Source organism: Aurantimonas sp. NFXS3, from assembly GCF_049132005.1.
In the GTDB taxonomy this organism is placed as follows: Bacteria; Pseudomonadota; Alphaproteobacteria; order Rhizobiales; family Rhizobiaceae; genus Aurantimonas; species Aurantimonas coralicida.
Window position 1 is genome coordinate 364664 of the sequence record NZ_JAGDDZ010000003.1, and the last position, 17715, is coordinate 382378.

A 17715-nucleotide genomic window follows, 5' to 3' on the forward strand; every position below is an offset into this window, starting at 1 on the left:
CAACAGACCGGGCGGCCCTTCGGCCGCCCGGCACCCTGCGGCGATCTCCACGCGCTGCGCTCACGAACGGGGACGGCTCCATGCATCACTTCGCCAGATTCGCCAGCTGGGTCTTCGGCCTGTCGCTTGTCGCGCTGTCCTTCTTCGTGGCGGCCGAGACCGTCGCCCGAAAACTGTTCAACTTCTCCTTCGAAGGCGCCGACGAACTGGGCGGCTACGTCCTCGCCATCGGATCGTCGCTGGCCTTCACCGTGGCCCTGGTCGACCGGGCGCATGTGCGCATCGATTTCCTTCATCGCCGCCTGCCGGCGACCATCCGTTCCATCCTCGACTGGCTGTCGATCGTCTCGCTCGCCCTGTTCGGCCTCTTCCTCGTCTATGTCGGCCGCTTCGTCATCGCCGACACCATCGCCTATGGCAGCGTCGCGCCGACGCCCTGGGCGACGCCGATGATCTATCCGCAGGCCGGCTGGTTCGCCGGTTACGTGCTCTTTGCCTTCGTCGCCGTCGGCCTCGCCCTCTACGCCACCTACCTCCTCCTGCGGGGCCGTCTCGACGCTCTGTCGGAGGCCTTCGATCCGAAGGGGGTGGAGGACGAGATCAAGGAGGAGCTGGACAATGTCCATGCGCGCTGACCGCCTGCCCCGTCCTTCCCTGACCGTTCCGGATTCCCGCCCATGACCGTCTCCGCCGTCCTCATCGGGTTCGTCGCCATGCTGGCCCTGCTCCTGGCCAGCGTGCCCGTGGCCGTCATCATGGTCGTCACAGGCGTCGTCGGCGGCACGCTGCTGTTCGGATGGCCGCTGGTCCAGTCCATGGGGCCGGTCGCCTGGGGCGTGCAGAACGAGAACGTCCTGACCGCCATCCCGCTGTTCATCCTGCTCGGCGAACTGCTCCTGCGCGGCGGCCTCGCCGACCGGATGTACACCGCCCTCGCCGTCTGGTTCGTCCGGCTGCCCGGCGGGCTGCTGCACACCAATATCGGCTCCTGCGCCCTGTTCGCCGCCACCTCCGGCTCGTCCGTCGCCACCGCCGCGACCATCGGCACGGTGTCCCTGCCCAATCTCGACAAGCGCGGCTACAAGCCCAGCCGGTCGCTGGGCTCGCTGGCCGCCGGCGGCACGCTGGGCATCCTCATCCCGCCCAGCGTCAACCTGCTGGTCTACGGATCGCTCGCCGAAACCTCGATCGGCCAGCTGTTCATCGCCGGCATCGTGCCCGGCGTCCTGCTGACCCTCAGCTTCATGATCTTCATCGCCGTCCAGAGCCTGATCGAGGAACACGGCTCCACCGTCGAGCGGGAGCCGCTGCTGCCCCTGCGCGAACGCCTCGCGCTCGCCCGCCATCTGATCCCGCCGCTGATCATCTTCCTGGTCGTCATGGGCTCGATCTATGCCGGCATCGCCACGCCGACGGAATCGGCGGCGCTGGCCGTCGTCGTGGCCATCGGCTTCATCTGGCGCGAGGGCCAGCTGAACTGGCAGGTGATCGACATCTGCTTCCGCCAGTCGGCCAAGACCACCGGCATGATCCTCCTGATCATCACCGCGGCCTTCATGCTCAACGTCACGCTGGCCCTCGGCGGCGCGGCCCAGGCGATGACCCAGTGGGTCGCCTCCTTCGGGCTGTCGGCGACCGGGCTCCTGCTCATCCTGATCGTCTTCTACCTCTTCCTCGGCATGTTCATGGACGTCCTGTCGATGCAGGTCCTCACCATCCCGATCGCCCTGCCGGTGGTCACCGCCGTCGGCGTCGACCCGATCTGGTTCGGCATCTTCGTCGTCCTGATGTGCGAGCTCGGCATGATCACCCCGCCGGTGGGCATGAACCTCTATGTCGTACAGGGCGTGCGAAAGGACGGCGGTCCCTTCACGGACGTGGTCTATGGCGCGTTCCCCTACGCGCTGATCATGATCGCCTTCACCATCCTTCTCATCTTCGCGCCGGACATCGTCCTCTGGCTGCCGCGCAACATGGCGGGATGAGCGCAATGACCATCTCCGCATCCACGGCCTGGCGCCACGACGCCTCGGCGCTGGTCGAAGAGTACCGGCAGGGCGCGAGCGACCCGGTAACGATCGTCGATCTGTGCCTTGCCCGGATCGCCCGCATCGATCCGTCGCTGAACGCCTTCGTCTGCCTGTCGCCGACGGCGCGGGAGGAGGCCGCCGCCTCGGCCGCGCGCTGGCGAAGCGGTGCGCCCATCGGCCCCCTCGACGGCGTGCCGGTCGCCGTGAAGGACAATCTCGTGGTGAAGGGCATGCCTGCCACCTTCGGCAGCCGGCTCTATGCCGGCACGATCGCGGCGCGGGACGAACTGCCGATCCGGCGTCTCCGGGAGGCCGGCGCGATCGTCATCGGCAAGACGAACACGCCGGAATTCGCCGTCGAAGGCTACACCTGCAACGACCTCTTCGGCGTCACCCGCAATCCGTGGGCGCCGGCGCTGACGCCGGGCGGCTCCAGCGGCGGATCGGTGGCGGCCGTCGCCGCCGGGCTCGTGCCGGTGTCGATCGGCACCGATGGCGGCGGATCGACCCGACGCCCGGCCGCCTATACCGGTCTCGTCGGCCTCAAACCCGGCATCGGCCACGTACCCCGCGCCGACGGGCTGCCGCAGGTGCTGCTGGATTTTGAGGTGGTCGGCACCTTCACCCGCTCGGCGCGCGACGCGGCGCTGCTCGACGGCGTGCTTGCCGGCCCCGACCGCGCCGACCCGGCCTCCCGCTGTCCATCAGACGCGCAAGCCGCCGATCGACCGCTCCGCATCCTTTCGGTCGAACGGATCGACGCCAATCCCTGCGACCCGGAGATCGTCACCGCCCTGCACGCCGCGGCGGACGCATTCGCCGCGCTGGGCCACCAGGTCACGCGCGCCAAGCTGCCCTTCGACACCGCCGGCCTCGCCGCGATCTGGTCGTCGATCGCCGAGATCGGCCTGGGACGCCTTCTGGCCGTCGAGCCCGACTTTGCCGACAAGGTGAACCCCAAATATGTCGCCATGGCCCGGCGCGGCGCGGAACGGTCGGCAAGCGACCTCCTGGCCATCCTCGAAACGGTGGCGGCCCTGCGGCGGCAGGTCTCGGAAGGCTTTGCGGACTTCGACCTGATCCTGATGCCGTCCTGCGCCGCCATGCCGTGGGCGGCCGACACGCCCTTCCCGGACAGGATCGACGGCCACACGGTCGGGCCGCGTGGACATGCTGTCTATACGGGCTGGGTCAATGCCGCCGGGCTTCCGGCCATCGCCCTGCCCTGCCCGGTCCCGCCCGGCACCCTGCCGATCGGCCTCCAACTGATCGGCGATCGCGGCGCGGAACCGACGCTTCTGGCGCTCGCCGCCGCCTATGAGGAACGCTGTCCATGGGACGATCGCTGGCCGGACATCGCCGCATCCTGACCGTTGCCAGCAGCGGCTTCGACGAAGGCCGTGCGCACGGAACCGAGGCCGGAAATCCAGCCTTCGATCACCGTGCCGGGCGCAACGAAGGGCAGGCCGGACAGGGTTCCGGTGGTCACGATCTGCCCCATCTGCAGGCCGCCGCAATGATCGTCGACCATCCGGGCAAAGGCCAGGAACACGGAGAAGGCGTCGCCGCCCGGCACCTTCTGGCGGCCTGTCACGACGTCGCGGCCGTCGAAGATCAGGCGCACCTCCGGCTCGGTGAGGTCGAGCGCCGCGTCGTCGGACTCAGTGCCGAAGACCAGGCCGCCATTGCTCTGGTTGTCCGCCAGCTTGGCCAGCGGCGCGGCGTCCATGAACCCGTCGATGCGGCCATCGACGATCTCGATCACCGCCAGCGGCGTCACGCAGTCCCGGGCCAGGGTCTCGAAATCGGCCGCGTCGAAGGGCGGCAGGGGGCGATCGAGACGAAAGCCGATTTCCAGTTCGACGCCGCAGGCGCCGAGTTCACCCGTCGAGAAGCTGGCACCGGAGGCGCGCAGACCACCCTTGAGCACCGGCGCCGCGATCACCGGATCGGCGACGCGCTTGCGCCCTGTCTTCCAGGCGGCGACCGGGCCGAAGGCCTCGCAGACCAGCCGCTGGACGGCATAGGCGCCCTCGGGACCGATCATGCCGGCCAGACGGTCGGCCTCATCGCGCGGCATCGGCGCGCGCGAACGCCGGGCCGCGATCAGGGCCGTTGCCAGCGCCTCGACGGGCGTCGCGTCATCGGCCATCAGCGTGCGGCTCCCGGCCGGACAGGCGGCACCGGGCGGAATGATGGGCGGGCTGACAGCATGCGCAGTTCTCCGAAAGAGCGATGCGCCTACATAGAACCGATCATGCCGGTCGAGAAAGTCCCCCGTTGAGCCCGAACCCCAGCGCCGCCGCCAGTCCTGCCCGCGCCCTCGGCGACAAGCCCCGCAAGGCGCGAATCCGCCGCCATTCGCTGCACCAGGAAGTGGCCGAAACCCTTCGCCAGATGATCATCCATGGCGAGCTGATGCCAGGCGAGAAGGTCCCGGTGGCGAGCCTGTCGGACAGCCTCGGCGTGTCGCCGACGCCTTTACGGGAAGCCTTGAAGGTGCTGGCCGAGGAACGGCTGGTGGTGATCGAGGTGAACCGCGGGGCAAGGGTCGCCTCCTACACGGCCGAGGAGGCGATCAAGCTGTTCGAGGTCATCGCGGCCGTCGAAAGCCTCGCCGCCGAGCTCGCGACGCGGCGGATGAGCGAGGCGGAAATCGCCGAGATCGAGGCCGTGCATGCCGCCATGACCGCGGCCTTCCATGCCGACGACAAGGACGTCTATTTCGACCTGAACTCGACGATCCACCAGATGCTGGTGACGGCGAGCGGCAACGAGGAACTGCAATTCGTCCACGAACGGCTGATGCTGCGGGCCCAGCGCGGCCGCTACATGGCCATTCTCGACGCCGACCGCTGGCTGCAGGCCTTCGAGGAACATGAGGCCCTGATGGCAGCGCTCCGCATCCGCGACAGCGCCGGGGCCGCCGCGATCTGGCGCGTCCACCTCCTCAACACCGGCAAGACCCTCGGCGACGTCCTGCGCCAGTAGCGCGGCGCCCTGCCCGCACGACGGGTCGCCACCGCGCGCCCTGCATAGGGCGCCCGCTTCAGCGATCCGGTCGATGTCGCCGCGGCTCAGGCCGCGACGAGATGCCCATCGCCGCAATCCTGCAGCATCAGCCGCGACGGCTCGTCGCCGACGCGGCGCACCGGGCTCGGGATATCGTGGTCCAGCCGCGGAAAGGCACGGCGGCGCATCGCGGGATCCGGCACAGGGACCGCCTCGATCAATCGCTGCGTATAGGGGTGCTGCGGGTTGCCGAACACCTGGCCCCGCGTGCCGATCTCGACGATCTGGCCGAGATACATCACCGCCACGCGATCGGAGATGTTCTCCACCACGGCCATGTCGTGCGAGATGAACAGATAGGCGATGCCGAACTCGTCCTGCAGTTCCCGCAGCAATTCCAGCACCCGCGCCTGCACCGACACGTCGAGCGCCGAGACGCTTTCGTCGGCGACGATCAGTTTCGGCCGCAGCGCCAGGGCGCGGGCGATACAGACGCGCTGGCGCTGGCCACCGGAAAATTCGTGCGGATAGCGGCGCATGTCCGACGCAGACAGGCCCACCCGCTCGAACAGGCCAGCGGTACGGTCATGCCGCTCGGGGCCCTCGGCGATATTGTGGATGAGCATCGGCTCGGCGACGAGGTCGCCGACCGTCATGCGGGGATCGAGCGAGGCGAACGGGTCCTGGAAGATCATCTGGACATCGCGGCGCAGGGCCTTGGTCTCCCTGCGCGTCAGGCCGGCCATGTTGCGGCCGCCAACGACGATGTCGCCCGAATACGGCACCAGCCCCGCCAGCGCCTTGGCGGTCGTCGACTTGCCGCAGCCCGATTCCCCGACGAGGGACAAGGTCTCGCGATCCCCGACAGAGAAACTGATCCCCTCCACCGCATGAACGCGCCGGTCGACCCGGCCGAAAAGCCCGCCATGGATGTCGAAGCGCACGGAGAGATCTCGGACATCGACCAGCGGGGCCGGAGCCGCGGACGGTTCGGCAACGGGCGGCGCGACGCTGGCGGCCGCCCGGTCGCGACCCCGGCCCATGCGCGGCACGGCGGCCAGCAATTCGCGCGTATAGGCCGCCTGCGGATCGGCGAAGATCGTTGCCGCGGCTCCCGTCTCGACCATGCGGCCGTGGCGCATGATGACGACGCGGTCGGCCATCTCGGCAACGACGCCCATGTCGTGCGTGATCAGGATGATCGCCGTGCCGAGGTCGCGCTGCAGATCACGCAGCAGTTCCAGCACCTCCCCCTGCACGGTGACGTCGAGCGCCGTCGTCGGCTCGTCGGCGATCAGCACGTCGGGGCGCAGGGCCAGCGCCATCGCGATCATCACGCGCTGGCGCATGCCGCCGGATAGTTCGTGCGGATGCTGGGCGAGGCGGCTGGCGGCCTCGGGAATGCGAACGGCATTGAGCGCCGCGATGGCACGGCGACGCGCCTCGCCGCGACCGACGCTCTCATGGGCCTCGATCGCCTCGATCAACTGCCGGCCGATGGTCAGCACCGGGTTGAGCGAGGTCATCGGCTCCTGGAAGATCATCGCCACGCGCTTGCCGCGCACCCGGCGCATCTCGCCTTCGCCGAGCTGCGCCAGGTCGGTGTCGCCCAGCCGGATCCGGCCGGAAGCGATCCGCGCGCCGGGCTTTGGCAGCAGCCCCATGATCGCCAGCGACGTCATCGACTTGCCGGACCCGGATTCGCCGGCAATGCAGAGCGTCTCGCCGCGGGCGAGTTCGAAGGAAAAGTCCGAGACCACGGGCCTCGGCCCGGTCTCGCCACCGACCTCGACGGTCAGTTCCTCGACCCGCAGGATGGCACCATCCCGCGGCGGCGTCGCGCCGCCGCGGGTGTTCTCGACAGGCTGCCTCATTCGAAGACGCAGCGCGGAAAGTAGAAGGAGACGACCCAGTTCGGCATGTCGACGATCTCCGAAATCCGCAGATCCCCGCAGGTCGAGACCAGCATGTAGGCGTCGACCGGATCCATCTGGTAGCGGGCCGAGAGAAGATCGACCATCTGCGCGACGGCCATCTTCGCCCCGGCCATGAGGTCCGGCCCGATCCCGGTCGTCACCTCGTAGCCCTTGGCATCGAGATGCCGCGTCACCGGTCCCGCGGTGGTGAAGCGCGGCATCTGCAGCCGCGCACCCTTGACCAGATCGAGCGTCAGCACCGTGTTCATCGGGCTTTCAATCGCCGTGCCGCAGACTTCGCCGTCACCCTGCGCCGCATGGGTGTCGCCCACCGAGAACAGCGCCCCGGCCACCTCGACCGGCAGGTAGAGCACCGTGCCGGCGGACAGATCCCGGATGTCGAGATTGCCGCCCATGCGCCGGGGCGGGACGACCGAGTGGAGCCCCGGCTCGGCCGGCGCGCAGCCGATCGTTCCGGCGAAGGGCTTCAGCGGCACCTTCCCCTCCTTGCCGAACAGAGCCGGCTCGAGGGTCGCCGGATCGTATTTCCAGATGGTGAGCGCCGGATCCTTGAAGTCGTCCGCCAGCAGACCGAAGCCCGGAATGTTGGCGGTCCAGCCGAAGCCCGAGGGTTTGAACGACTCGATGGTGATCTTCAGGGCATCGCCCGGCTCGGCACCCTCGACGAAGATCGGCCCCGTCACCGGGTTGATCTTGCCGAAATCCAGCGTCTCGACATCGGCGACGGTGGATCCGGCGGTCAACTGACCGCCGGAGGAATCGAGGCATTCGAATTCGATCGTCGAGCCCGGGGCAACCGTCTGGGCCGGCTGGAACGTGTTGTCCCAGCCGAAATGATGGTGGCGACTGTGGATCGTGTAATCGCAGTTACTGCACATCGTTCACATACACGTAGTCGTAGTTGATCGGGATATGGACCGGGTCGACATAGAGATTGTCGGCCCCGCCCATGCGCGGCGACTTCATGGTGAAGCGCTGTTCGTTGAAGACCGGCACCCACGGCGCGTCGGCCATGATGTCGGTGTAGATCTTCGACCACATCTGCGACCGCTCTTCCTGGCGCGCCGGATCGACGATCGAGTCGGCCTCGGTCGCCCGTTTGTCGAGGTCCTCGTTGCAGTACCACGACCAGTTCCAGCCGCCCGGCACGGCGCCGGCGCAGCCCAGGATCGGGCCGTAGAAGTTGGACGGATCCGGGAAGTCGGCGATCCAGGCCATGCCGCCCGACCAGATCATCGGCGCGGCGTCCTTCTCGCCGCCGGCGGCGATGACATTCGCCTGGGCCAGCGACTGGATCTCGGCACGAATGCCGATCTGCGACAGGTCCTGCTGGATCGCCTGGGCGATGCGCGGATTCGGGTCGGTGTTCATCACGAAGAGCTCGGTGTCGAACCCGTCCGGGAAGCCGGCCTCGGCGAGCTTGGCCTTCGCGGCGTCCACGTCGTAGGCGTAGCCCTCGTAGCTCTCGTCATAGCCGGGCATCGACGGCGGCAGGGGCTGGTTGGCCGGCAGCGCCCGGTTGTTGATCATCTGGACGACGCGGTCCTTGTTGATCGCCATGTTGACCGCCTCGCGAACGCCCTTCTGGTCGAAGGGCGGGATCTCGACGTTCATCGTGATGTAGCCGGTCTGAAGCTGGCCGCCCTCGACGACGCGGGCCTTCTGCTCGGGATCGGCCATGACTTCCTGGAACTTCGCCGGCGGGATGCCGTCGCCGGGAATGTCGACCTCGCCGCTCTGCAGACGCAGCAGCGCGACGATCGGCTCCTGGCCGATCTCGAAGGTGATCTGGTCGAGATACGGCAGGCCGTCGCGCCAGTAATCCTCGTTCCGGGTGAACACGACGCGCTGCCCGAGCGCCCATTCGCCGAGCTTGAAGGCGCCGGTGCCCACGGGGTTCTTGCCGAAATCGGCGCCGTGCTCGGCCACCGCTTCCTCGGGCACGACCGAGGCGAAGTTCAGCGCCATCACGTGCAGGAAGGTCGCGTCGGGCCGCGACAGCTTGATCTCGACCGTCGTCGGATCGACCACCGTGACGCCGGACAGGCTGTCCGCCTCGCCGGCCGCCACGGCCTCGTAGCCGTCGATCATGCCGAAGAAGCCGGCGCCGGGGCTCTGCGTCGCGGGAGCGGTCACGCGGTCGAGCGAGAACTTGACGTCCTCGGCGGTCATCTCGCGGCCATTGTGGAACTTGACACCCGAGCGGAGCTTGAAGGTGAAGGTCTGCCCGTCCTCGGAAATCTCGTAGCTCTCGGCAAGGCCCGGCCGCAGCTCGGTGGTGCCCGGCACGTAATCCATGAGCCCGTCGAACAGGCTCTTGATCATCGACCAGTTCTGCCAGTCATAGCCGATCGCCGGATCGAGCGTAGCGACGTCGTCCTTGTAGGTGATGACGATGTTGCCGCCCTGCTTGGCGTCAGGGTCCGGCGTGGTGGCATCGGCGGCGGGCGCCGTCGCGGCGTCCTGCGCCATGGCCGGCGCTGCCGCCAGCATGAATCCGAGCGCCGATGCGGCGACGGTCGTGGTGAGCCAGGCTTTCATGCGGTCTTCCTTTCCTTCAGGGGTCACTGGAGCTTGATCCGGGGATCGATGAACGGAGAGACGAGATCGGCGAGCAGATTGCCGAGCACGATGGCGCAGGCCGAGACCAGCGTGACGCCCATGATGATCGGGATGTCGACGCGCTGGATCGCCTGCCAGGCGAGCTGGCCGATCCCGGGCCAGCCGAAGACGCTCTCCACGACGACGATGCCGCTCATGAACAGGCCGATGTCGATGCCGATCATCGCGATCACGGGCAGGATCGCATTGGGCAGGGCATGCCGGAACAGCACGGTGTAGCGGGCGAGGCCCTTGGCCCGCGCCGTGCGGATGTAATCCTGGCGCAGGACATCGATCATCGAGGACCGCATCATCCGCGAGTACCAGCCGGCCCCCAGGATACCGAGCGTGACCGAGGGCAGGACGAGATGCGAGAAGGTGCCGTAGCCGCCGATCGGAAACCAGTCGAGGCGCACCGCGAAGACGTAGAGAAGCAGGAGGCCGACAACGAACTGCGGCGCCGAGACGCCGACGAAGGAGCCGACCATCAGCGTCTGGTCGGTCGCCGAGCCACGCTTCAGCGCCGCCACCAGCCCCATGGTCAGACCCAGCACCAGTTCGCAGACGATGGCGCCGAGCATCAGCAGCAGCGTCGCCGGCAGCCGTGCCGCGATCAGCTCCGAAACCTCCGAGCGCTGCAGATAGGAGCGCCCGAAATCCAGCTGTACGAGGCCGAGCAGATAGCGGCCGTACTGGACGAGGAAGGGCTGGTCGAGGCCGAGTTCGCGGCGGATGTTCTCGACGGTCTGGGCCGTCGCGCTGCGGCCGGCGATCTGGCGCACCGGGTCGGCCGGCAGCAGATAGAGCAGCGCGAAGGTGATCAGCGACACGCCGAGCAGGATCAGGGCCGACTGGATCAGCCGACGGGCGAGATAGGCGATCATGACAGCCGCCCCCGCTGGGTGGGATCGAGGATGTCGCGCATCGCATCGCCAACGAGGTTGAAGGCCAGCGCAAGCGCCAGGATGGCCGCGCCGGGGAAGAACACCAGCCAGGGCGCCGCCTGGAAATAGGTCTGGTTCTCGAAGATGATGTTGCCCCAGGACGGGGTCGGCGGCTGCACGCCGACGCCGAGATAGGACAAGGTCGCCTCCAGCAGCACCGTGGTCGAGATCCCGAGCGTGCCCCAGACGATGATCGTCGGCAGCAGATGCGGCAGGATGTGGCGGAACAGGATTCGCGGCGTCGAGGCGCCGATTGAGCGCTCGGCGTCGATGAACTCGCGCTCGGCGAGGGAGCTGGTCTCGGCGAAGACGATGCGCGCGGTCTGCACCCAGTTGACCAGCGCGATCACCATCGCGACGATCCACAGGCTCGGCGACAGCACGGCGGCGAGGCAGATCGCCAGGAGCAGCGCCGGAAACGCCATCATCAGGTCGGTGAAACGCATCAGGATCGCCCCGATCCAGCCCCGGAAGAAGCCGGCGGTGACGCCGACCAGAGTGCCGATGATCAGCGCCACGCCATTGGCGACGATGCCGATGATCAGGGATGTACGGGCGCCGTAGAGCATGCGCGTCAGGAGATCGCGGCCGAGGAGATCGGTGCCGAGGACGAAGGCGCCACCCGGCGCCATCGGCGCGCCCTGCGGCGTCAGCCCGTCGAAGAGCTGGTCGTTCGGATCGTAGGACGTCAGCCAGGGCGCGGCGATCGCGCCTACGACAGTGACGACGATCAGCACGATACCGATCAGCGCCAGCGGGCGGCGCAGCAGCTGCGCCAGAACGCCGGCCGGCTTGGCGACCACCACGGGCGCCGTCGGCTCAGAGACGAGTTCTGCGCTCATCGCGACCTCCCTCTTCGAGTGCCAGGACGCGGCGTGCCGCCTCTTCCATCGTGGTTTGCCAGCTCATGGCGAGCGCCCGCAGCTGGGCATAGGCCCGCTCCTCGCCGACACCGCCGGCGCTGAGTGCCACGGCGGCGCGCACGATCGTCTGCCGTTCGGCAACCCGCCCCTTGAGCCCGCGAACCTCGTCGGCGAGGCTCCGGCGCGCCTCGAAGCCCTGCCGGGCGATCAGCAGCGCCGAATAGATGCCGGAATTGGCCACCGGCTTGACGAGGTGGGAGTGCGCGCCGTGCGACAACGCCCATTCGATGCGTCCGGGCGCCTCGGAGCCGATCAACGCGATCATCGGCATCGGGGCCTCGCCCGGCGTCCACGGAAACTGCGCGTCATAGCCGAGATCGGCGTCGAAGAAGATGAAGTCGGCCGCCAGCGCGTCGGCCGGCAGGTCTGGCCAGGATTCGACGGGGTCGAGCCCGATCGCCGCCAGCTGGCGAACCAGCGCGGCAGTGGTCGCGTGCGGCGGGTGCAGCACGAAGGCCCTGGCCCCGCCGAGATTGGGGATGCGGCTGCGGCGGGTCACGAGACGGCTCGCAGCGAGGGACGCGGGAAGATCCGCGCCGGATCGTAGCGCGAGAGATAGGGGTCAGGATCGACCCGCTGCGCGCTCTCCTCCACCACGTCGAACCCGCCGTCCCGCACACGACCGATGCGGATCGGCAGGCTGGCATGCTGGGTCTGCGGATCGATCGCGATTTCGCCGAAGGGCGTGGCGAACCGCCGGCCGGCGAAGTCGGGAATGCGGCGCGCCGCGCCGGCATCCGCAGCAAGACGGTCGGCGAGAACGAGAACGGCGCTGTATGCGGCGGCGAAGAAGGACGAGGGCCGCGACGTGAAGGCCGGCTCCGTCGCCTGGCTCGGCCAGGGCTTTGCCCTGTCGTGGAAATACGGTCCGACGGCGATATGGCCCTCTGCCGCGGCGCCGATCGCCGGCAGTTCGATCTCCGTCAGATTGCAGGAAAGGATCGGGCAAGATGCGGCGGCGAAATGCGGATCCTGACGGGCCAACTCGTCATAGGCCGCGAAGAAGGCATAGGAGGACGGGCCGATCAGATGGTTGAGGATGAAATTCGGCCGTGTCGCCCGGATCTCGTCGATCAGCCGTGACACGTCGGTATCACCGAGCGGCAGATAGCGTTCGCCCAGGATGCGTCCGCCGGCGTCGCCGACCAGATCGCGGGCGACGCGATTGGTCTCCCAGCCCCAGATGTAGTTCGAGCCGACCAGGAAGGCGTCGGCGCCGAAGCGCGGCACGACATGGCCGAGCAGCGGGACCAGATGCTGGTTCGGGCAGGCATTCATGTAGACGACATGGTCGTTCGTCTCGAAGCCCTCGTAGGGGCAGGCATACCAGAGGGTCCCGCCGGTCTTCTCCAGCACCGGGATGACCTCCTTGCGGCTCCAGGAGGTGATGCAGCCGATGACATGACGGGCGCCGCTGTCGCGCAGGATCTCCTCGCAGAGCGGCGCATAGCGGTCGACTTGCCCCTCCGGGTCGCGCTCGATCGGTACGAACTCGACGCCCAGCGCCGCGTCGCGATTGACCGCCGCGATGGCGCTCATGGCGCCGGCGCGGCAGGCGTCCGACAGCAACCGGTAGTTGCCGGAGCGCGAGTAGAGAATGCCGATGTCTATGCGTTGCGTCACGTCGATCCCACAAAAAAGCCCCGCCGCCCGTCGACAGGAATCGACGGGCGGGCGGGGCTCGAATGCCGTCCGGCGAACAAGGCCGGTATGTCAGGTCAGCGTAGCAGGGAGCGAGGCCGAGTCAAGCGCTTCTGCCTCGCACCGGGCACGCCTATTTTTTGAGCGCGGACCAGCCGCAACACTGCAAATGGACCGTGCGGTCCAGGCGGTTCAGCCTTCGACCTCGGGTTCTTCGTAATTGACGATGTCGCCCTCGGGCGCGTTCGAGGCTTCGGATCCGTAGAAGCCGATGACTCCGACGATGATGAAGAGCACGACGCCGATGGCGACGATGATGCCGGTTTTCCCTGCCATGCCGATCTCCCTGGCTTGCGTTTGCGCAGCAATGCCCCTCCCGGCGGGTGGGTTCCCGGACGCTTAGCCACCGAAGGATAAGGTTCGACCGCCCGGGGATGTATCCGTGCGCAACCAGAGGGTTACTGGCGCTTGCGCTTGGTGAAGACGCGTTCGACATGGTGGGTTTTAACGAAGGCGGCGAGACGTTCGGCGATCTCCGGCGGCATCGGCGCGATCTCGACCATCAAATCGCCGATCTCGGTCAGGGATTCGCCCTCGGCCGGATCGGCGGTCACCGAGATGAGCCGGATTCCGGGCTCTTCGTCAGTCAGGGCCAGGGTCACCCAGAGGCCGGGGCTGCCCGAGGTCAGATTGTCGCGGTAATTGCCGGTCTCGACCCGGTGGAATTCCACCGACCGCGTGCCGGCATAGAGCAGCACCGCCTCGCCGTCGTGGCCGAGCACATGGCCGGGCTCGGTGCCGATCGCCTCGGGAATGATCGCCACGATGCGCCAGGCATGGTCGACCCAGGGGCTCTTCGACGGCCGCCGCTCGACCACCACCCCGACACGGAAGGACGGCGCATCCATGCTCATGCCACCTCCGCCGGCGAGCGCAGCGGCAGGCCGACAACGAGGTTCTGGGGCTTCAGCCGCACGACGCCGTCCTTCGGCCTGGCAAGGAACAGCCAGACCGGCCGCGCGCCGATGGCCGGCAGGGCTTCGGCCGGATCGGCGAAGGTCAGGGCGAAGATGCCGATGATCTTCTCCAGATCGGCGGGGGCCACCGTATCGCCGCGCCAGACCTGGTTGCCGATCCGGCTGGCCTCGGCATCGAGCCCGACGAACCAGGCCCAGTCGTCGTCATCCACCCGGGCAACCGGCTCGACCTTCACCCGCACCCCGAGGAGATGCGCGATCCAGCGCTCGATCGCCTCGGCAAGGCCGGCCCGCGCCGCCGGCCCCGAGGCAAAACTCAGCACCAGCTCGAAGGCTTCGTCGCGGTGGAAATAGGAGGCGGCGTTCTCGGCATCGAGGACGTCGAGCTCGCTCACCGCCGGTTCGGCGAACATCGCCAGGAGCGGCGAGGCATGGCGATCCTGCTCCTGCATCTCGACGATCTCGGCATCGGCGAGAAGCAGTGCGCCGTCGTGGACGCTTGCCCGCTGCGGCCGGAAAAACAGCTCGGCCGAGCGCAGGACGAACGGGTCCGCGCAGCCATCCAGAGCGTTGCGCAGGACGACCTGCGCCAGCTGGTTCACGAACAGATGCGGCGTGCCGGACATGTCGCCGCGCACCAGCGTCAGATAGGCCGCCTCCAAAGTCGGCGCAGCCATGAGCCTGTCGCGGAAGGCCAGCATCACCTGCCAGTTCTCGCGCGCATCCGCATCGTCGAGCCCGGCGATCTCCGCCTCGCTGACCGGACGGCGCGGATCGGCCAAGAGGCTTGCATGCAGGGCCAGCTCGGCGGCGCAGGCCTCGGGCGGCGGCACCAGCTCGGGCCGGGCGAAATAGGCCTTCAGGAATTCGTCGGTCAGCAGCAGATGGCCCGACGCATTGCGGTCGAGAAGCTGATGGCCGCAGGATACCCAGAACTCGCTCATCTCGTTTCTCCAGCGTCCGGGTTCATGGCTGCGTCTTGCCGAGGGTGCGGATGTCCACATGCTCGGCATAAGCGTCGTCGTCCTCGTCGATCTCGACGAAGCCGAAGGCGCGGGAATGATCGACGGCGCCCTCGCGCCGATGCAGGGTGCGGAAGCGCTCGCGAATGTCGCCATTCTCGACGCTGCGCTGCACCGCCAGCATGGTGTTCACCGGGTGGTCGCAGAGCGAGGCGGCAAAGGCCACCTCCTCTTCCGCCGCCGGCCGGGCGGTGGCGACATCCGGCGCGCCGAGATGGGTCACGAGATGGCGGGCCAGTTCCTCCACCACCGCGTCGCGCTCGGCCTCGCTCGCCTCGCTGACGATCGCCAGGGTCGACCAGCCGAAGCTCGCAACGCCCAGAAGCCCCGAGCGAAATGCCTGGCGCTCCTTGCCCTCGAGCGCCGCGACGTCGCGGTTCCAGAAGCGGAAGGTGCCGCTGACGGCCCATTCGCCGGGTTCGGCTGCCTCCGTGAAGACGAAGGCGTCGGACGGGTCCATGCGGATCGTGCGCGGCAGTTTCAAAGCCATGGGGCCCCCATTGCGGGCGCGCGCCGTAACGGCGGCGTCAAGGCCGCAGCGAGCGGCCGGCGCTCCCCATCGCGCATCGGCCCATCGCTGTCCAGCCGCCCCGACTGATGCCGACCCGCCGTACGGGAACGCCCCAACGCGGGAAAACGCCGCAGGCGGACCGGCGCATCGGGACCGATGCGGGAGACGCAAAGGCGGTGGCCGCCCGCGTTGCGGGTTCCAGATGGGGAGACAAGGCAGCGAAACGGGCGGAGATCGAGCCCGAGGGTCGATGGCGACGACATGAAAAAACCACGTGATACTATTGACTTGCGCCAGTTTAAAATCGTTCTACGCCAACGGTGGACGGTGAGACAACCGGCTGCCTGAAATGCCGTACACGCCCGAAGGATTGCGTCCATCGTGACCGATACGCCAGCCCATACCGGCCCCCGCGACACAGCCGAGGCGGCGCTTGCCGCCCTCCCCCGGGCGCAGCCGCCGATCTTGTCCCTCGTCAGCGATGGCACCATCCTGATCTGCGGCGACGGCGCGGCCGCGATCGATGCGGGCCTGCGGCTGGCGGCGTCCCTGGACGTGACGGTACTCCTCGACGATGGCGGCCTGACGCCGGTGCCGGATGGCCTGCCGTTTCCGGTGGCGCGCGGCCGCATCGCCAGCGCCACGGGGCATTTCGGCGCCTATCAGGCCGTCGTGGACGGGTACATGCCGCCGGACGGCATGGCGCTGCCGCGCGACGGCGCCGTGTCGCGCTGCGACGTGATCCTCGATCTCGCGGCCCGGCCGCCGCTGTTTCCGGCCCATGAAGCGCGCGACGGCTATCTGCGTGCCGATGTCGCCGACCCGGCCGGCCTCGACGCGGCGATCGCCGAAGCATCGGAACTCGTCGGCGAGTTCGAGAAGCCGCAATATATCGCGTTCCGCAAGGAGCTCTGCGCCCATTCGCGCTCGTCGATCACCGGCTGCACCCGTTGTCTCGACGCCTGCGCCATGGAGGCGATCGCGCCGGCCGGCGAGCATGTGACGATCGACGCCTATGTCTGCGCCGGCTGCGGCAATTGCGCCGCGGTATGCCCGACGGGCGCGGCCTCCTACACGCTGCCGACGGTCGACATGCAGCTCGACCGCTTGCGCACGCTCCTGACCAGCTACCGGGCCGCTGGCGGCCGTGATCCGGTCGTCCTCTTCCATGACGGCTATGTCGGCCAGCCGCTCATCGACGCCGCCGGTCCGGCGCTCCCGGCCCATGTGCTGCCGATGGCCGTCAACGAGATCAAGCAGATCGGGCTGGAGAGCCTCGCCGCGGCGTTCGCCTATGGGGCGGCCGGCATCGGCATCCTGGCGCGGCGCGCGCCGCGGAACGGCATTGCCACCCTGGCCGGGACCGTCGATCTGGCCGGCGCCTTTGCGGCCGCGCTCGGCTATGGCGAGGATTCCTGCCGGATCCTCCATGCCGATACGCCGGACGAGATGCTCGCCGAACTGGCGGCCCTTCCGCTCGGCCGCGCCGCACCGGCGCCCGCCAGCTTCGCCCCGGCCGGCAGCAAGCGCGAGCTTCTGGAGCTGAGCCTGCGGATGCTGCACCGGGTCGCGCCGGCGCCGGTCGAGCAGGTGGCGCTTCCGCAGGGCGCGCCCTTCGGCAAGGTTCATGTGCAGACCGACGACTGCACGCTGTGCCACGCCTGCGTGACCGCCTGCCCCACCGGCGCGCTGTCGGCCAGCGAGGACCGGCCGCTTCTCAGTTTCTCCCATGGCGCCTGCGTCCAGTGCGGCCTGTGCGAAGCGACCTGCCCGGAACAGGTGATCACCCTGGAGCCGATACTCGATTTCGCCGCCTGGAACGCGCCGCGGCAGATCCTCAAGGAGGAAGAGCCCTTCTGCTGCATCCGCTGCGCCAAGCCCGTCGGCACGAAGAGCACGATCGAGCGGATCATCGCCAAGCTGGAAGGCAAGCACTGGATGTTCGCCGGCGAGAATGCCCGCCGTCTGGACGCGATCCGCATGTGCGAGGACTGCCGGGTGGAGGCCGTGCTGAACGAGGGGATCGATCCCTATGCCGGCACGGCCCGGCCAAAGCCGCGTCTTGCCGAGGATCACCGGGCGCCCACAGACTTTGACGGCCACAGACATTGATGCGG

At 68.4% G+C, this 17715-nt stretch carries 17 protein-coding genes; 5 read left to right on the forward strand and 12 right to left on the reverse strand.

The genetic code is table 11. The features are described 5' to 3' along the window. The first annotated feature begins 80 nt into the window (after window positions 1-80). Genes J3367_RS11965 through J3367_RS11975 form a run of 3 tightly spaced genes read left to right on the forward strand, consistent with a single transcriptional unit; the run spans window position 81 to window position 3400 of the window. A complete protein-coding gene (locus tag J3367_RS11965; protein ID WP_024350133.1) occupies window positions 81-635 on the forward strand; it encodes a TRAP transporter small permease subunit in 555 nt (184 codons plus the stop codon). A gap of 42 nt (window positions 636-677) precedes the next feature. Further along, a complete protein-coding gene (locus J3367_RS11970; protein WP_024350132.1) occupies window positions 678-1985 on the forward strand; it encodes a TRAP transporter large permease in 1308 nt (435 codons plus the stop codon). A 5-nt stretch (window positions 1986-1990) separates the two neighbouring features. Continuing rightward, window positions 1991-3400 (forward strand): amidase, encoded by a 1410-nt coding sequence (locus J3367_RS11975; RefSeq protein WP_024350131.1) that lies wholly within the window; start codon window positions 1991-1993, stop codon window positions 3398-3400. Here the strand turns inward: J3367_RS11975 and J3367_RS11980 are convergent. Then, window positions 3346-4182 carry a hypothetical protein gene (locus tag J3367_RS11980; RefSeq protein WP_024350130.1) on the reverse strand — a complete coding sequence of 279 codons (837 nt, stop codon included), beginning with the start codon at window positions 4180-4182 and terminating at the stop codon, window positions 3346-3348. The two genes, J3367_RS11975 and J3367_RS11980, sit on opposite strands and share 55 nt — an antisense overlap. Before the next feature lie 128 nt (window positions 4183-4310). Here J3367_RS11980 and J3367_RS11985 point away from each other — a divergent pair, with 128 nt between their 5' ends. Then, window positions 4311-5021, forward strand: a complete 711-nt coding sequence (locus J3367_RS11985) for a GntR family transcriptional regulator (protein ID WP_024350129.1) — start codon at window positions 4311-4313, stop codon at window positions 5019-5021. Between the two features lie 86 nt (window positions 5022-5107). Here the strand turns inward: J3367_RS11985 and J3367_RS11990 are convergent, their stop codons facing one another. From J3367_RS11990 to J3367_RS12040, 11 genes are all read right to left on the reverse strand, one after another. Further along, entirely contained in the window at window positions 5108-6916 is a 1809-nt protein-coding gene (locus J3367_RS11990; RefSeq protein WP_421461172.1) for an ABC transporter ATP-binding protein, read from the reverse strand. Beyond that, a complete protein-coding gene (locus tag J3367_RS11995) occupies window positions 6913-7857 on the reverse strand; it encodes an acetamidase/formamidase family protein (protein ID WP_024350127.1) in 945 nt (314 codons plus the stop codon). The genes J3367_RS11990 and J3367_RS11995 overlap by 4 nt, the downstream gene beginning before the upstream one ends. Continuing rightward, window positions 7847-9520: an ABC transporter substrate-binding protein gene (locus J3367_RS12000; RefSeq protein WP_024350126.1), complete on the reverse strand. Its 1674-nt coding sequence runs from the start codon at window positions 9518-9520 to the stop codon at window positions 7847-7849. Before J3367_RS12000 ends, J3367_RS11995 begins: the two co-directional genes overlap by 11 nt. 23 nt (window positions 9521-9543) lie before the next feature. Further along, complete coding sequence (locus tag J3367_RS12005) at window positions 9544-10464, reverse strand: ABC transporter permease (RefSeq protein ID WP_024350125.1); 921 nt, start codon at window positions 10462-10464, stop codon at window positions 9544-9546. Then, entirely contained in the window at window positions 10461-11366 is a 906-nt protein-coding gene (locus J3367_RS12010) for an ABC transporter permease (protein ID WP_421461175.1), read from the reverse strand. The genes J3367_RS12005 and J3367_RS12010 overlap by 4 nt, the downstream gene beginning before the upstream one ends. Then, window positions 11344-11946: an ANTAR domain-containing response regulator gene (locus tag J3367_RS12015; protein ID WP_024350123.1), complete on the reverse strand. Its 603-nt coding sequence runs from the start codon at window positions 11944-11946 to the stop codon at window positions 11344-11346. The genes J3367_RS12010 and J3367_RS12015 overlap by 23 nt, the downstream gene beginning before the upstream one ends. Then, the gene (locus J3367_RS12020) at window positions 11943-13070 is read right to left on the reverse strand and encodes a transporter substrate-binding protein (RefSeq protein WP_024350122.1); all 1128 of its coding nucleotides are present in this window, start codon (window positions 13068-13070) and stop codon (window positions 11943-11945) included. Before J3367_RS12020 ends, J3367_RS12015 begins: the two co-directional genes overlap by 4 nt. Before the next feature lie 210 nt (window positions 13071-13280). Then, on the reverse strand, window positions 13281-13424 hold the full coding sequence (locus tag J3367_RS12025; protein ID WP_155898440.1) for a hypothetical protein: 144 nt from the start codon (window positions 13422-13424) through the stop codon (window positions 13281-13283). A gap of 122 nt (window positions 13425-13546) precedes the next feature. Next, the gene (locus J3367_RS12030) at window positions 13547-14002 is read right to left on the reverse strand and encodes a DUF3305 domain-containing protein (RefSeq protein ID WP_024350121.1); all 456 of its coding nucleotides are present in this window, start codon (window positions 14000-14002) and stop codon (window positions 13547-13549) included. Continuing rightward, window positions 13999-15009 carry a DUF6352 family protein gene (locus tag J3367_RS12035; RefSeq protein WP_024350120.1) on the reverse strand — a complete coding sequence of 337 codons (1011 nt, stop codon included), beginning with the start codon at window positions 15007-15009 and terminating at the stop codon, window positions 13999-14001. Before J3367_RS12035 ends, J3367_RS12030 begins: the two co-directional genes overlap by 4 nt. Before the next feature lie 22 nt (window positions 15010-15031). Beyond that, window positions 15032-15577 (reverse strand): DUF6505 family protein, encoded by a 546-nt coding sequence (locus tag J3367_RS12040; protein WP_024350119.1) that lies wholly within the window; start codon window positions 15575-15577, stop codon window positions 15032-15034. 402 nt (window positions 15578-15979) lie between these two features. On the opposite strand from J3367_RS12040, the gene J3367_RS12045 reads away from it, so the two are divergent. Further along, window positions 15980-17710, forward strand: coding sequence for a 4Fe-4S dicluster domain-containing protein (locus tag J3367_RS12045; protein ID WP_421461179.1), 1731 nt, complete (start codon window positions 15980-15982; stop codon window positions 17708-17710). Window positions 17711-17715 lie beyond the last annotated feature (5 nt).

Excerpts from the sequence above, each read along its gene's own strand:
- J3367_RS12040 (WP_024350119.1), bottom strand. The coding sequence starts at position 15,577 with ATGGCTTTGAAACTGCCGCGCACGATCCGCATGGACCCGTCCGACGCC.
- J3367_RS12030 (WP_024350121.1), bottom strand. The coding sequence starts at position 14,002 with ATGAGCATGGATGCGCCGTCCTTCCGTGTCGGGGTGGTGGTCGAGCGG.
- J3367_RS11975 (WP_024350131.1), top strand. The coding sequence starts at position 1,991 with ATGACCATCTCCGCATCCACGGCCTGGCGCCACGACGCCTCGGCGCTG.
- J3367_RS12000 (WP_024350126.1), bottom strand. The coding sequence starts at position 9,520 with ATGAAAGCCTGGCTCACCACGACCGTCGCCGCATCGGCGCTCGGATTC.
- J3367_RS12010 (WP_421461175.1), bottom strand. The coding sequence starts at position 11,366 with ATGAGCGCAGAACTCGTCTCTGAGCCGACGGCGCCCGTGGTGGTCGCC.
- J3367_RS12035 (WP_024350120.1), bottom strand. The coding sequence starts at position 15,009 with ATGAGCGAGTTCTGGGTATCCTGCGGCCATCAGCTTCTCGACCGCAAT.
- J3367_RS11980 (WP_024350130.1), bottom strand. The coding sequence starts at position 4,182 with ATGGCCGATGACGCGACGCCCGTCGAGGCGCTGGCAACGGCCCTGATC.
- J3367_RS12025 (WP_155898440.1), bottom strand. The coding sequence starts at position 13,424 with ATGGCAGGGAAAACCGGCATCATCGTCGCCATCGGCGTCGTGCTCTTC.
- J3367_RS12005 (WP_024350125.1), bottom strand. The coding sequence starts at position 10,464 with ATGATCGCCTATCTCGCCCGTCGGCTGATCCAGTCGGCCCTGATCCTG.
- J3367_RS11965 (WP_024350133.1), top strand. The coding sequence starts at position 81 with ATGCATCACTTCGCCAGATTCGCCAGCTGGGTCTTCGGCCTGTCGCTT.
- J3367_RS11970 (WP_024350132.1), top strand. The coding sequence starts at position 678 with ATGACCGTCTCCGCCGTCCTCATCGGGTTCGTCGCCATGCTGGCCCTG.
- J3367_RS11990 (WP_421461172.1), bottom strand. The coding sequence starts at position 6,916 with ATGAGGCAGCCTGTCGAGAACACCCGCGGCGGCGCGACGCCGCCGCGG.
- J3367_RS11995 (WP_024350127.1), bottom strand. The coding sequence starts at position 7,857 with ATGTGCAGTAACTGCGATTACACGATCCACAGTCGCCACCATCATTTC.